The organism is Ideonella dechloratans (genome assembly GCF_021049305.1).
Classification (GTDB): domain Bacteria; phylum Pseudomonadota; class Gammaproteobacteria; order Burkholderiales; family Burkholderiaceae_C; genus Ideonella; species Ideonella dechloratans.
Window position 1 is genome coordinate 2,023,120 of the sequence record NZ_CP088081.1, and the last position, 13,044, is coordinate 2,036,163.

Genomic DNA, 13,044 nt, shown 5'->3' on the forward strand with positions numbered 1-13,044 from the left:
CCTCAGACCCGCAGCGACACCTCGCCCAGGCCGTCGAAGGCCACCGTGACGGCGTCACCGGCCTGGGCGTGCAGCAGGCCCACCCAGCTGCCGGTGGTCACCACAGTGCCCGCCGGCAGCACGGCGCCGTCACGCGTGACGTGGCGCAGCCAGGCCGGCAGCACGGCCGTGGGCCGGCCCAGTGGGTGGGTGCCGCGACACTCGAACGGGGCCGCCGCGCCGATCTGCACGCGGCAGTGCTGCGCCGCCCAATCCCGCGCCGGATCGAACGGCTGCCAATCGCCCAGCACCAGCGCTCCGTGCGACTGGCCGTCGGCCAGGCGCAGCAGCGGCGCGGCCTGCGGGCCATCCCGCCAGCGGGAATCGACCACCTCGACCGACACCGCCATGGCATCGACCAAGGCCGCGGCGGCGGTCTCATCCAGGGCAGCGGCTCGCGCAGCGTCCACCGCCACGCCCAGGCGCAGCGCGATCTCGGCCTCGATGCCAAGGTTGTGCAGCGGCAGATCGCCCAGATCGGCCGGGCTCTGGCGCACGCCGGCCGGCGGCAGTGGCGCGTGGGTGATGGTGTCCAGCGTGCCACCGCCGGATTTCCAGGTCTGCGCGGGCGCCTCGCCCCACCAGCCCAACTGGCGGCCGACGGCATGCTGCACCGCATAGCCCTCGTCGAGTGAAGACAGGGCTTGGGCCAGGCGGCGGTTGTCGGCGGGCTGACGGGTGCGGTGGGCCGCGCACAGGGCGGCCACCACCTCGGCGGCGGTGGGGGTCAAGTTCATGTCGGAAAGCACCGGATCAGCGGATCAACGCGGCAGGTTCAGGGTGCCCTTCTGATCGAAGGGGATGCGGCCCAGGGCCGTGCCGATCTGGCCGTGCAACTCATAGGGCACGCCCTGGCCATCGCCCTTGTCCAAGCCCTTCCCCTCGGCCATGCCCCAGGCCTGCCTGAGCAGGTTGAAGGTGGACACCGTCACCGGGATCTCCACCATCGTTTCGCCATAACGGGGCAGGGTGCCCTTGGTGTTCGTCACCCCGCTGGCCACGGCCTTGCCGGCCAGCTTCAGGTCCAGGGTCAGGCCGTCGTAGTCGATGTCCGTGGCATTGGGGTTCTGCACCCTCAGGCGCAGCAGAAAGCGCATCTCCAGCCCCTTGCTGGGCAGGCCCTCCAGGTCAGCCACCGTCACCCGGGGCGCCGTCAAGCCGAAGCCGGCACAGGCCGCCAGCAGCAGGGCGCCGGCCAGGGCCAGCAGGCGGGCCCGCCAGGCGGACAGACGAAGCAAGGACAGCGAGGGCGGGGTGGCGTGCATGGCAGCTTTCAGAAAAAGGACACCCCGACAGCAACGCGCCGGCTAGCGCCGGGGTGGACAGCAGCTGCCGGGCGGATCGTCCTGGGCCAGCCCGTCGAGGATGGGACAGTCCGGCCGATCGTCGCCATGGCAGCAGTCCACCAGGTGGGACAGGGTGGTCTTCATCGCCTGCAGTTCCTGCACCTTGCGCTCCAGCGCCTCGATGTGCGCCTGCGCCAGGGCCTTGACCTGCCGGCTGGACCGGCCCCGATCCTGCCACAGGCTCAGCAGCTCGCCGATCTGCGGGATGCCGAAACCCAGATCCCGCGCATGCCGGATGAAGCCCAGGGTGTGCACATCGCGCTCGCTGTACTGCCGGTAGCCGGCATCGGTGCGGGGCGCGGCCGCCAGCAGGCCCACCGATTCGTAGTGCCGGATCATCTTGGCCGACACGCCCGAGGCACGGGCCGCTTCGCCGATGTTCATGCCGATTCCTCCGTGGCCGCTTCCGAGTGGCTGGCCGCCGCCGGCCGCCAGGGCCGCAGCAGCAGCGCGTTGCTGACCACGCTGACGCTGCTGAAGGCCATGGCCGCCCCGGCCACCACCGGGTTGAGCAGTCCGAAGGCCGCCAGCGGGATGCCCACCACGTTATAGACGAAGGCCCAGAACAGGCCGCGCCTCAGCGTGGTGTGGGTGCGGCGGGAGATGTCCAGCGCATCGGCCACCAGCACCGGGTTGCCGCGCATCAGGGTGACGCCGGCCGTCTCCATCGCCACATCGGTGCCGGTGGCCATGGCGATGCCCACATCGGCCGCGGCCAGGGCCGGCGCGTCGTTGATACCGTCGCCCACCATGGCCACCACCTGGCCCTGGGCCTTCAGGTCCTGGACGATGCGGGCCTTGTCCTCGGGCAGCACCTGGGCGTGCACTTCGTCGATGCCCAGGGCCTGCGCCACCTGCCGGGCCGCACCCGCGTTGTCGCCGGTCAGCATGACCGTGCGCACGCCCAAGGCCTGCAACCGGGCCACGGCCGCCCGGGCCACCGGCTTGACCGCGTCACCGAAAGCCAGCAGGCCCAGCAGCACGGTGGTCTGCTCCGTGGACTGCAGCAGCCAGGACACGGTGCGGCCCTCATCTTCCAACCGCCGAGCGGCTTCGGCCAGCGGGCCGGCATCCAGCCCGCGTTCCTGCAGCAGCCGGGCGCTGCCCAGCAGCAGGCGTTCGCCCCCCAACAGGCCCTGCAGGCCGCGGCCGGGCAGGGCGCTCACCTCGGTGGCCGCCGGCAGGGCGGCCGGGAACAGGCCGGCCACATGGGCCATCACCGCCTTGGCCAGCGGGTGTTCGCTGGCCTGCTGCAGGCCGGCGGCCCGCACCAGCACCGAGGCCTCGGTCTGCCCCGGGGCCGGCAGCACGGCCACCAAGCTGGGGCGACCTTCGGTCAGCGTGCCCGTCTTGTCGAAGGCCACGGTGGTGACGGCATGGGCCAGCTCCAGCGCCTGGGCGTCCTTGATGAGGATGCCGTGGCGCGCCGCCACGCCGGTGCCGGCCATGATGGCCGTGGGGGTGGCCAGGCCCAGCGCACAGGGGCAGGCGATGACCAGCACCGACACCGCGTTGATCAGCGCCGGCTCCCAGTCGCTGCCCGCCAGCAGCCAGCCAGCAAAGGTGAGGGCGGCCACCAAGAGCACGACCGGCACGAAGACGGCCGCCACCTGGTCGACCAGGCGCTGGATGGGCGCCTTGCCAGCCTGGGCCGATTCCACCAGCCGGATGATGCGCGCCAACGTGGTCTCGGCACCGATGGCGGTGGTGCGCACGGTCAACACCCCCTCGCCGTTGATGGCGCCGCCGGTCACCCGGCTGTCCACCGTCTTGAGCACCGGGTGGCTCTCACCGGTGATCAGCGATTCGTCCACATGGCTGCGGCCCTCGGTGACGAGACCATCCACCGCCACCCGCTCACCCGGGCGCACCTGCACCACGTCACCCACGGCCACCTGGGCCACCGGCACATCCAGCACCTGACCGTCGCGCAGCACGCGCGCCGTGTCCGGCCGCAGCGCGTTCAGGGCGCGGATGGCGTCGGTGGTCTGGCGCTTGGCCCGCGCTTCCAGCCATTTGCCCAGCAGCACCAGGGTGATGACCGCCGCGGAGCCTTCAAAGTACAGGTGCGGCATGTCGTCCACGCCCCAGCTGCGCCAGAGCAGGTAAATCGACAAGCCATAGGCGGCCGAGGTGCCCAGGGCCACCAGCAGGTCCATGTTGCCGCTGGCCGCTCGGGCGGCCTTCCAGCCTTCGCGGTAGAAGTGGCGGCCGAACCAGAACTGCACCGGCGTGGCCAGGGCCAACTGCCACAGGCCGCTCAACATCCAGTGCACGCCGGCCAGCTGCAGCAGCATGGGCAGCATCAGAGGCACCGTCAGCACGGCACTGGCCACCACCGTCCAGCCGCTGGGCAGCTTGCTCGCGACGGGGGGCCGACTTTCGACCACGGGCTGGGCGCCATAGCCGGCCTTCTCCACCGCAGCCAGCAAAGGGGCCAGCTGCAACTCGGCGCCGCCGGTCACCTGCGCGCGCTCGGTGGCCAGGTTCACCTGGGCCTCGGCCACGCCGGGCACCTTCTTCAGGGCCTTCTCCACCCGCATCACGCAGGAGGCGCAGCTCATGCCTTCGATCTGGATGTTGAATGCGTGCGTCGTGGTGGCCATGGCAACACACCCGGCGGCAAGCCGGGCGCCTCAGAAACAGGAATGAGGGGATCCTCAAGCCTCCCATCATAGGAAGGTCAAGCCAGGCCGGCATGCCCCGACAGCAAACTCGGGCGTGGCACACTGGCATTGACCTTCCCACGATGGGAAGCGCCACAGTGGCGACATGCCGGTCATGCCGACCGGCCCCATCAGGAGATGCCATGAGCCAGTTCCTCGTTCCCGACATGACCTGCGGCCATTGCGTGAAGGCCATCACCGCCGCCGTGACCGCAGCCGACCCCACCGCCACGCTGCAGATCGATCTGCCCAGCCACGTGGTCAGCGTGAGCAGCCAAACCCTCAGCGACGACGCGCTGCTGGAAACCCTGCGCGAAGCGGGCTACAGCCCGACCCTGCAGGCCGCCTGACGGCCATGAGCGCGCAGCACACCCTGGCCGATGGTCTGGCCCAGTATTTGGCCCAGCACAGCGGCCTGCCGGTGGCGCGCGCCGAAACCCACATTTCCTGGCTGCTGTTCTGCGGCCAGGACGCCTACAAGCTCAAGAAGCCGCTGAAGCTCGCCTTCCTGGACTTCAGCACGCCGGCCCTGCGCCAGCACTTCTGCGAAGAGGAACTGCGCCTGAACCAGCGTCTGGCGCCCCAAATCTATTTGGACGTGCTGGCCGTGACCGGTTCTGCCGCGGCGCCAGCCCTGGGCGGCAGCGGCCCCGTCATCGACCATGCGCTGCACATGCGGCGCTTTGCCGACGATGCGCTGTGGTCCACCCGCCTGGCCCAGGGGCAGCTGACGGCGGACGACCTGACGCTGTTGGGCGAACGGCTGGCGGCCTTTCACAGCGCGGCCCCCCGCGCCACAGCGGACGGCGACCACGGCCAGCCGGCGGACATCGCCGCGGCAACAGCCAAGGTGCTGGCCCCGCTCCTCACCTGGCCACACAGCGCTGCACAGGCCCAGCCACTGCAAGCTTGGCTCCGCGCAGAGGAGGCGAGGTTGATGCCCTGGTGGCAGCGCCGCCTGGCCGATGGCTGTGTGCGCGAGGGCCATGGCGACCTGCACCTGGGCAATGTGGTCCAACTGCCCGGGGGCCCCACCGCCTTCGACTGCATCGAGTTCGACCCGGCCCTGCGCTGGATCGACACGATGAACGACCTGGCCTTTCTGACCATGGACCTGCAGGTGCGAGGGCGCCGCGACCTGGCCTTTGCCCTGCTGGACGGCTATCTGACTCTCAGCGGCGACTGGGACGGCCTGACCGGCCTGCGCTACTTCGAGGTCTACCGGGCCCTGGTCCGGGCCATGGTGGCCGGGTTGCGGCAAGGGCAGGGCGGTGCGGCCGCCGATGAGCCGGACTATCTGGGCTGGGCGCTGCGCCACACCACGCCGCCTTGGGCGGGTCGCGGGGCACCGCTGCTGATCACCCACGGCCTCTCGGGCTCGGGAAAATCGACCTGGGCGCGGGCGCTGCTGCAGGCCGCCGGTGCGGTGCGGCTGCGCTCGGATGTGGAACGCAAGCGCCTGTTCGGCCTGGGGCCGCTGGACGACTCACGCGCCCACGGCCTGGACATCTACACCGCCGAGGCCACCCAACGCACCTTTGCGCGCCTGGAAGACACGGCCCGCATGCTGTTGCGGGCCGGTTACCCGGTGATCGTGGATGCCGCCTTCCTGCGGCGTGACCAGCGCGAGCGCTTTTCCACTCTGGCGCGGACCCTGGGCAGTCCCTGGCTCATCCTGCACTGCCAGGCCGGGCCCGAGGAGTTGGCCCGGCGACTGGCCCGACGCGCCACCAGCGTGCAGGACCCTTCCGAAGCAACCGCGGCGGTGCTGAAGCAGCAGCAAGGCCATGCCCAGGGGCTCGGCGCGGACGAAGTCCGCACCGCCATCACCGTGGGCGAATGCGACGCCACCGGCGTGGCGCAGGTGCTTCAGCGTTGGCTGAGCCCGCTCTGAACCGGGGGCGGATCAGCGCGGCGCTTCGCCGTGGCGCACCAGCAGCACCGGCACCGGGGCGTGACGCACCACCAGTTCGGCGTCGCTGCCCAGGGTCAGGCGGCTCAGGCCACGGCGGCCATGGGTGCCCATGACGATCAGGTCACAGCCGGCCTTCTCGGCTTCGCCCACCACCACATCCGCCACCCGCCCGCCGATGACTTCGCGCTCGACCACTTCGGCGGAGACGCCTGCGGCCTGCGCGGCGGCCTGGGCCTTGGCCAGCACTTCCTTGCCGTAGCGGCGCAGATCGTCCTGCACTTCCTGGTAGCTGGCTGCCGCGGCAAAGTCCACCAGCATCGGGTATTGGTCCACCACATAGAGCAGCAGCAGGGCGGTGGAACTGCCCTTGGCCAGCTTCAGGGCCTCCTGCAGGCCGCATTCGGCGGTCGGGCTGCCATCCACGGGGACGAGGATCTTCGCGTACATGTTCAACTCTCCTTGGAAGCGTGGGTCAGGAATTCGATGGCCGCATTCACGGCGGCCACCTGGGCGGCATTGCACTGGGCCGGGCTGGCCGTCGGGCTGTCCGGATAGACCTCGGTGGTGGTGACGAAGCGCGCCGCCGTCATCGCGCCGCACAGCCCCAGTGTGCGCTTGGCGTAGTTGATCACGCCATGTTGTTGCACAGCTTCACCCAAGATGCAGCCGCGCGCATCGGCCTCGGCAATGTGGGTGACCTGCTGCACCGCCTGGATCAGCGCCCGCTGGAAGGCCGGTGCCGGGCGCTCGGTGTCGCCCACCAGATAGAAGCCGTCGGGGATCGGATCCCAGTGGAATACGCCGCCATCGCGCGCCGCCTTGGCCGGACCGAACTCGCTGTTGTCGGTGTCCGTGGTCTCGTGCAGGTCGATGTGCAGGGCCACCTCGCCGGCCTGGGCCGCCACGCAGGCCATGGCCAGGGCCGATTCGGCCGCCGGGCTGCCCGGCTTGAACTGACGGTTCGGATCCAATGCGTCCGGGTTCCAGCGGTTGATCGTCTCGTAGCCCCAGGGGCTGATGCAGGGCAGCACCAGCAGGTTGAAGCGCTCGGCCGCACGCGCGAAATCATCTCGGATCCACTGGAGCGCACCCTGCACGCCACTGGTCTCGTAGCCGTGCACGCCGCCCGTCACCAGCACCGTGGGGCGCCCAGCCTGCCACTGCCGGCTGCGCACCGCGTGCAGCGGATAGCGCCCCAGGCCCAGCCGGGTGTAGTCCAGCTCGCCGTAGCGCAGCAGTTCAGCCTGGGGGGGCAGGGCGGCCAGCAGGGGCGCCACCACCTCGTCCTGATGGCTGCGGCGCAACTGCTGCCGCTGCAGCCAGACAGCACGCTCTTCCGGCCCCCACGGGGTGCCTGGCGTGCCGATGTCATAGGCGGGACGGGAGTGGGGCGCCGCCATCGGGGCGGCAGAGGGGGACTGTGTCACGCGTTTGTGTCGCTCACTGCAATGCCCTTCACGATACACCCGCGACCGGGCTTCCACAGCATGCGGACCTGTATCGCGGCCATGATGCGCCGTTGCCGCGAGCCGTCTCAGCTCGCCAACGGACACGGGAGCCCTTGCGGGCGACTTGCGTGATCCCGTGAGATAGTCGCGTCATCCTGCGGTCCCCCACCCAGTGTCATGCTCCTCGCGCCACGCCCCAGCCGACTGCTCAGCATCCTGCTCCTGCTGTTCGTCGCGTTGCTCGGCGTGGCCGGAGAGTGGCTGATCGAGCGACAGAAGGCCGCTGAACTGAGGATCGATGTCCAGAATCGGCTCGGCCAGGCTCGAGAACGACTGGCCGGCACGCTGTACCCGCAGATCCAGTTGGCACGCGGCCTGGTCAGTGTCTTCCACCTGGATCCCGACCTGGACCAGAAGCAATTCGAGATCGCAACCCGCCCTTTGCTGGATGGGGGAGGCAGCTACCTGCGCAACATCGCCGCCGCGCCGGACCTGGTGATCCGTTACGTGGCGCCTCTGGCCGGCAACGAGCGCGCCATCGGCCGCGCCTATCGCGACCTGCCCAACCAGTTCGCTTCCGTGGAACGTGCCCGCCTGAGTCGGCAGATGGTGGTGGCCGGACCGGTCAAGCTGGTCCAGGGCGGGCTGGGCCTGATCGTCCGTGTGCCGATCTACCTGCCCGACGCCAACAGCCGGGGGGATCACTTCTGGGGCATCGTCAGCGCCGTGATCGACTCCGATCGCCTGCTGGCCGCGGCAGGATTGCCGGACGGTGACCCCACGGTGGAAATCGCCATCCGGGGCCGCGATGGCCTGGGGAAGCGGGGCGAAGTCTTCCTGGGGCGCCCCGGCATCTTCGACCAATCCCCCGCGGTGACCACGCTGGAACTGCCAGGCGGGGAGTGGCAGCTTGCCGCCATTCCCCGCGGCGGCTGGCCCGCCGTAGCGCCTGGTGCCTGGCCGCTGCGGGGCGCCATGGTCGGCGTCATCCTGGCGCTGCTGTGGCTGTTCTGGGCCCAGACCCGCCTTGTGAGGGCCAGCGCCCTGGCGGACGAGCGACAGCGCTCGGCAGCCCGCCAGATGGCCTCGATGCTGGAGGCGGCGCCCGATGCCACGCTGCTGGTGAACGGGCAGGGCACCATCGTGCACGCCAACCTCGAGGCGTGCCGCATGTTCCGGACCGCGCAGGGCGCCCTGTCGGGAATTGCCATGACGACGCTGATACCCGGCCTGGACGCAGATTGGCAGGGCGAGGCACAGCGATTGGAAGGGGTGGCCCGGGCCAGCGACGGCAGCAGCTTTCCCTTTGAATTGAGCCTTGCCCCGGTTCAGACGGTGGGCGGGACCTTCATGGGCTGTGCCGTGCGAGACGTCACCGCCCGCCATCAGGCTGACGAGGAGCTGCGCATGCACCGGCAGCGGCTCGAGCAACTGGTGGAGGCGCGCACGCGGGAGCTGTCACTTGCCAAGGAGGCCGCAGAAGCCGCCAATGTCGCCAAGGGGCACTTCCTGGCCAATGTCTCGCACGAGATCCGAACGCCGCTGAATGCCGTGGTGGGGCTGCTGCATCTGATCCGCCGAGCCGGCGTCCCGCCCGTGCAGGCTGCGCGCATGGATGCCGTGGAGGCGGCGTCCGCCCACCTTCTGCGCATCATCAACGCCTTGCTGGATCTGGCCAAGATCGATGCCGGCAAACAGGAACTGGACAGCGTGCCCATCGACCTTGCCGCTCTGCTGGAGGAGGTGCGGGAGATCATGGCGGGGCGTGCCGAGCTCAAGGGGCTGCAGCTGCGGGCTTGGCCACCCGAAGCCCAGCCGGCCCTGCGAGGCGACGCCACCCTGATCCGTCAATGTCTGCTGAACTACGTCTCCAACGCGATCAAGTTCACCGACCAGGGGCAGGTCGAGATTCGGGTGAGCCAGGTGGCGGCCGAACCTCGGGCAATGACCCTGCGCTTCGAGGTGGAGGACAGCGGCATCGGGCTCGACGCCGCGACCCAGGCCCGGCTGTTCCAGCCTTTCGAGCAGGCGGATGGCTCCAGCACCCGCCTTCACGGCGGCACCGGGCTCGGCTTGGCACTCACGCGCCGGATGGCCCTGTTGATGGGCGGCGATGCCGGCGTGCGCAGCGCCGGCCCCGGCCACGGCAGCGTGTTCTGGTTCACAGCGCGCCTGGGCATCGACCAGAACCCCGCGGACCGGGCTGCGGCACAACCCAGCCACGGGCCGGCCACGCCGATCCCGAACCGGTTCGCCGGCCTGCAAGTGCTGTTGGCAGACGACGAACCCGTGAACCGGCTCATCGCCCAGACGTTGCTGGAGGAGGCTGGTCTGCAGGTCACCACCGCGACCGATGGCGAAGCTGCCATCGCCGCCGCCCGAGCAACGCAGTTCTCGGTCATCCTGATGGACCTGCAGATGCCGCGCGTCGACGGCATTGCCGCCACGGCCGCCATCCGTCAGCTGCCGGGTTACGCCGACACCCCGATCCTCGCGCTCACGGCCAATGCGTTCCCCCAGGACAGACAGCGTTGCCTGGCCGCTGGCATGAACGACTTTCTCGCCAAACCCTTCGGCCCCAAGGAGTTGGTGGCCATGATGGAACGCTGGGTCAGGCCCGAGCGCCAGCAGCATCCAGCGAAGTGACCGGGCAGCCGGGAGCAAGGCCGTGCGGTCCGCAGTCGTCGGAGTTTCCAAACGTTCATTCTTTATTTGACATAATATACAGACAGTTACCCGCCGATGACGACTTATCGAGGGTAGATGCCTGTGCATCGCTGGGAAGCGAAGCGGACAAAACGACCCCACCAACCAGGCAAGCAGCCGCCGTTGCAGCGGCTCTCAGAAAGGGGTTGCGGCGCGGCATGTTTGCCAGCTCTTGAGCCGTCCAGAGTTCGCTGGCGTCCGTGTTCAGGATCGCCGCCAGTTCCTGAATCTGCTCCTTCGGCATGGCCCGCTTCCCGGCCTTGCAACTCGCCAGCGCGCCGGATGTAGTCCCCAGCTTTCGGGCTAGGGCATTTTGCCCACCGCACATTTCGGCTCCCTTGTCAATTAGGGCTTTCCAGTCCTGCATGGCTTTGGCCTTTCTCCGTCTAATTCGGTCACTCACAAATATCTGTGAGCGCTACCAAGTTGAGGTGAGTGATTATGAGCGTTCAAGGTCAAGAGCCCGCACAGGCGGGGCTGAAGCTGGGTCAAGTTCTGATCTCCGGTCGTCTGGCCGGGGTCCGTTCCATCAGCACGCGGCAGGGCCGCAAGTGGCTGCACAAGGTGCAGCTGCCCGCCCCCGATGAGTTCACTTCGCCGTCCGTGGTGGAAGTGCGAGGCGATGAGAAGCTGGGCCAGCAGGTCGGCGACGTGATCCGCTGCAAGGCCCAGCTGGGCGGCTACGGCCGGTCCTTCAATTTCACCGACAAGGAAACGGGCGAGCGCCTGCGCGGTGAGCAGATCACCATGACCCTGGACGTGATCTGAGGTCGGCCGTGAGCTATCAAGACCGTTGCACCGTGGACCGTCTGCGGCACTTGGCGCTGATGCTCCAAGACGAGTTGCAGGAGTGCGAGCGTCAGCACTATGGTGATCAGGTCCTTCGGGGCCTGCGTGAAGCCTTGGCTTCCGTTCGGCACGCTCTGGCTGCGTTCGATTGATGAACCGCCGCGCCGCCATCGCTGACGCACAGCGCCGCCGCCTGGAAGCAGAGCGGCGCGCCGCCGACTTTCACGGCCGCGCTGACGTCATGGACCGCATGGGCTACCGGGCTTCGGTCCAGGCCCTGCGGTCGCAGGCGTCGGCGGCCGAGGACGCTTGGACCTTCTGGGACGCCAAGCTGCTCAACCTGACGGCTTCGGCGAGGGCTCGCGCATGACCGCCGCCGTGGTGGATTTGGCCCCGCGCAGCGGAAGGTGCCTAGTAACACCTTCCGGAAGTCTCAATTTTGAGACTTCCGAGTTCTCGGAACTGGCTGCGAAGGCTGCTCGGCACCTTGCCCGCCAGGATCAGCCGGCACCGTTCTTCGTGGATTGGCTGACCATCAGCCAAGAGCATGAGGAAGCACTGCCAGTGGTGTCTAGCGGCCTTGTGTGGGCCTCCGACGAAGAGGGGGAAGTCGAGTGGCGCACCGTGCGTGCCGCGCAGTTCGAGGGGTCGTATGAGACCCACGTCAACGTCAAGTGCGACGGTCACAAGGTGACATTCAGCGGCAACGTGAGCCGCTTCGGTCGCCCGGATAACGTGTGGGGCTTCGACTTCTGGCACTGCCTGGAGCGCATCAACCTGATCCTGGAGGACTACGGTCTGCCGCCATTCACGGCCGGTCGTCGCATCCAGTTGACTCGCCGCGATGGCGATGCCACTTACCGCTGGTCGGGGGCGCGTGTCTCGCGCATCGACCTGACCGGCAATTTCGAGGCAGGCGGCCCGGATGAGGCCCACGCCTTCCTGGCGTGGCTTGGCAGTCAGCACGCCGGCCGGCAAGAGGGCCGCACGCTGGGGCAGGGCGAGACCGTCTCCTTTGGCGGCGGCAAGGGCTCCCGCCAGTACTGGAAGGCCTACATCAAGCACCTCGAGTTGGCCCGGCATGGCTGCTCGGAGGGTGAGCTCTATGAGCACTGCCGCACCGTGGGACTGGTGCGCTTTGAAGGGACGTTGCGCACAAAGGCGCTGACCGATGTCGGGGCCGCTTGGCTCGGCGATTACGAGAAGGGGCACGCGATGGCCGAACTCATCCGCATCTACGAAGACAAGGCCCAGGTGTTGGGCCGTGCAGAGCGCACCACCGACGAACTGGAACATCTGCCGAATGCCATTCGTCGCACGGCCCGGGACTACTTGGCCGGTGCCGACTGCAAGGCCGCCATGAGCCGCGCCTCGTTCTACAAGCATCGCCGCGCCTTGCTCCCCTACGGCATCGACATTGCCGTGCGCAACGTGCGTGCCTTCCAGCCCCGTGTGCAGGTGATCACCCTGCGCCCGGCCGTCGTCCCTAGTTGGTATCGGATGGCCGCATGACGGCTCTCTTTCTTCTTGTTGCGCCTTTGATCCCTGTGGCGGTTCCTGTTCTGGCGCGTCGTCTTACCTCTTGGCTTTTGGAGCTTTGATCATGGTTACCTGTCCCAATTGCGGTGCCGAATTCGACCCCGGCGAGTACATGGACGAGGAGTTGGCCGGCGATGAAATGGTCGAGTATCTGCAGTGTCCTGAGTGCGGCCACCGTGATGAATCGTCTGAGTTTTCGTCGGGTGATTGATCGTGGGTGCCTTCGCTCTCGGCCGCTGTTATGACTCGATTCAGACCGCCTCTCAGGCCGTTTGCACGGGCAGTTATCCGCTCGTCGGTGCTGGCACTGGTGGGCCGTATGTCGTCACCTGTAGCGGCGCGGACGCTTCGGGCGTGCTTTCGCTTTTTGTCGATGGTCAGCCGCTGGCGTCCTCGCCGCTGACATTCGTTTCTTGTGAAGCCGGGGATGAGTTCCTGCAACTCGGTTTCACTCCTTCAGAGATTCTCGGTGTTGCCGGCTGGGGTGTCGGTTTCGTCGTCTTTCTCTGGTCGTTGGGTTATGCCGTGGGTGTCGCTGTCGGCGTCATCCGTCGCGCTTGATTTCAGGGTGTTCCTGAATCCGTCGCCGGGTCGGT

General features: G+C 68.5%; 14 protein-coding genes. 7 read left to right on the forward strand and 7 right to left on the reverse strand.

The annotated features are described in order from the left end of the window. Positions 1–2 precede the first annotated feature (2 nt). Genes LRM40_RS09380 through LRM40_RS09395 form a run of 4 tightly spaced genes read right to left on the reverse strand, consistent with a single transcriptional unit; the run spans position 3 to position 3,991 of the window. Complete coding sequence (locus tag LRM40_RS09380) at positions 3–776, reverse strand: fumarylacetoacetate hydrolase family protein (protein ID WP_310734150.1); 774 nt, start codon at positions 774–776, stop codon at positions 3–5. A gap of 24 nt (positions 777–800) precedes the next feature. Next, positions 801–1,304: an LEA/WHy family protein gene (locus tag LRM40_RS09385; protein ID WP_151122908.1), complete on the reverse strand. Its 504-nt coding sequence runs from the start codon at positions 1,302–1,304 to the stop codon at positions 801–803. A 42-nt stretch (positions 1,305–1,346) separates the two neighbouring features. Next, positions 1,347–1,769, reverse strand: coding sequence for a Cu(I)-responsive transcriptional regulator (gene cueR / locus LRM40_RS09390; RefSeq protein WP_151122912.1), 423 nt, complete (start codon positions 1,767–1,769; stop codon positions 1,347–1,349). After that, on the reverse strand, positions 1,766–3,991 hold the full coding sequence (locus LRM40_RS09395) for a heavy metal translocating P-type ATPase (RefSeq protein ID WP_151122915.1): 2,226 nt from the start codon (positions 3,989–3,991) through the stop codon (positions 1,766–1,768). The genes cueR and LRM40_RS09395 overlap by 4 nt, the downstream gene beginning before the upstream one ends. A 203-nt stretch (positions 3,992–4,194) precedes the next feature. Between LRM40_RS09395 and LRM40_RS09400 the strand changes: the two genes are divergently transcribed. Together LRM40_RS09400 and LRM40_RS09405 are read left to right on the forward strand one after the other, a co-directional pair. Then, the gene (locus tag LRM40_RS09400; RefSeq protein WP_151122918.1) at positions 4,195–4,401 is read left to right on the forward strand and encodes a heavy-metal-associated domain-containing protein; all 207 of its coding nucleotides are present in this window, start codon (positions 4,195–4,197) and stop codon (positions 4,399–4,401) included. Positions 4,402–4,406: 5 nt separating this feature from the next. After that, positions 4,407–5,945 carry a bifunctional aminoglycoside phosphotransferase/ATP-binding protein gene (locus tag LRM40_RS09405; protein WP_151122920.1) on the forward strand — a complete coding sequence of 513 codons (1,539 nt, stop codon included), beginning with the start codon at positions 4,407–4,409 and terminating at the stop codon, positions 5,943–5,945. Positions 5,946–5,957: 12 nt separating this feature from the next. Here the strand turns inward: LRM40_RS09405 and LRM40_RS09410 are convergent, their stop codons facing one another. Beyond that, positions 5,958–6,413, reverse strand: coding sequence for a universal stress protein (locus LRM40_RS09410; RefSeq protein ID WP_151122923.1), 456 nt, complete (start codon positions 6,411–6,413; stop codon positions 5,958–5,960). Between the two features lie 2 nt (positions 6,414–6,415). Then, on the reverse strand, positions 6,416–7,366 hold the full coding sequence (locus LRM40_RS09415; RefSeq protein WP_151122926.1) for a M14 family metallopeptidase: 951 nt from the start codon (positions 7,364–7,366) through the stop codon (positions 6,416–6,418). A 225-nt stretch (positions 7,367–7,591) separates the two neighbouring features. Here LRM40_RS09415 and LRM40_RS09420 point away from each other — a divergent pair, with 225 nt between their 5' ends. Next, a complete protein-coding gene (locus tag LRM40_RS09420; RefSeq protein ID WP_151122928.1) occupies positions 7,592–10,060 on the forward strand; it encodes a response regulator in 2,469 nt (822 codons plus the stop codon). 55 nt (positions 10,061–10,115) lie between these two features. Here LRM40_RS09420 and LRM40_RS09425 read toward each other — a convergent pair whose 3' ends face one another. Then, entirely contained in the window at positions 10,116–10,487 is a 372-nt protein-coding gene (locus tag LRM40_RS09425) for a helix-turn-helix domain-containing protein (protein ID WP_151122931.1), read from the reverse strand. Between the two features lie 74 nt (positions 10,488–10,561). Between LRM40_RS09425 and LRM40_RS09430 the strand changes: the two genes are divergently transcribed. From LRM40_RS09430 to LRM40_RS09445, 4 genes are all read left to right on the forward strand, one after another. Next, positions 10,562–10,888 (forward strand): hypothetical protein, encoded by a 327-nt coding sequence (locus tag LRM40_RS09430; RefSeq protein ID WP_151122933.1) that lies wholly within the window; start codon positions 10,562–10,564, stop codon positions 10,886–10,888. A 172-nt stretch (positions 10,889–11,060) separates the two neighbouring features. Continuing rightward, entirely contained in the window at positions 11,061–11,279 is a 219-nt protein-coding gene (locus LRM40_RS09435) for a hypothetical protein (RefSeq protein ID WP_151122936.1), read from the forward strand. Next, positions 11,276–12,421 (forward strand): phage/plasmid replication domain-containing protein, encoded by a 1,146-nt coding sequence (locus tag LRM40_RS09440; protein ID WP_151122939.1) that lies wholly within the window; start codon positions 11,276–11,278, stop codon positions 12,419–12,421. The genes LRM40_RS09435 and LRM40_RS09440 overlap by 4 nt, the downstream gene beginning before the upstream one ends. 234 nt (positions 12,422–12,655) lie before the next feature. Further along, a complete protein-coding gene (locus LRM40_RS09445) occupies positions 12,656–13,009 on the forward strand; it encodes a hypothetical protein (protein ID WP_151122942.1) in 354 nt (117 codons plus the stop codon). Positions 13,010–13,044: the final 35 nt, after the last annotated feature.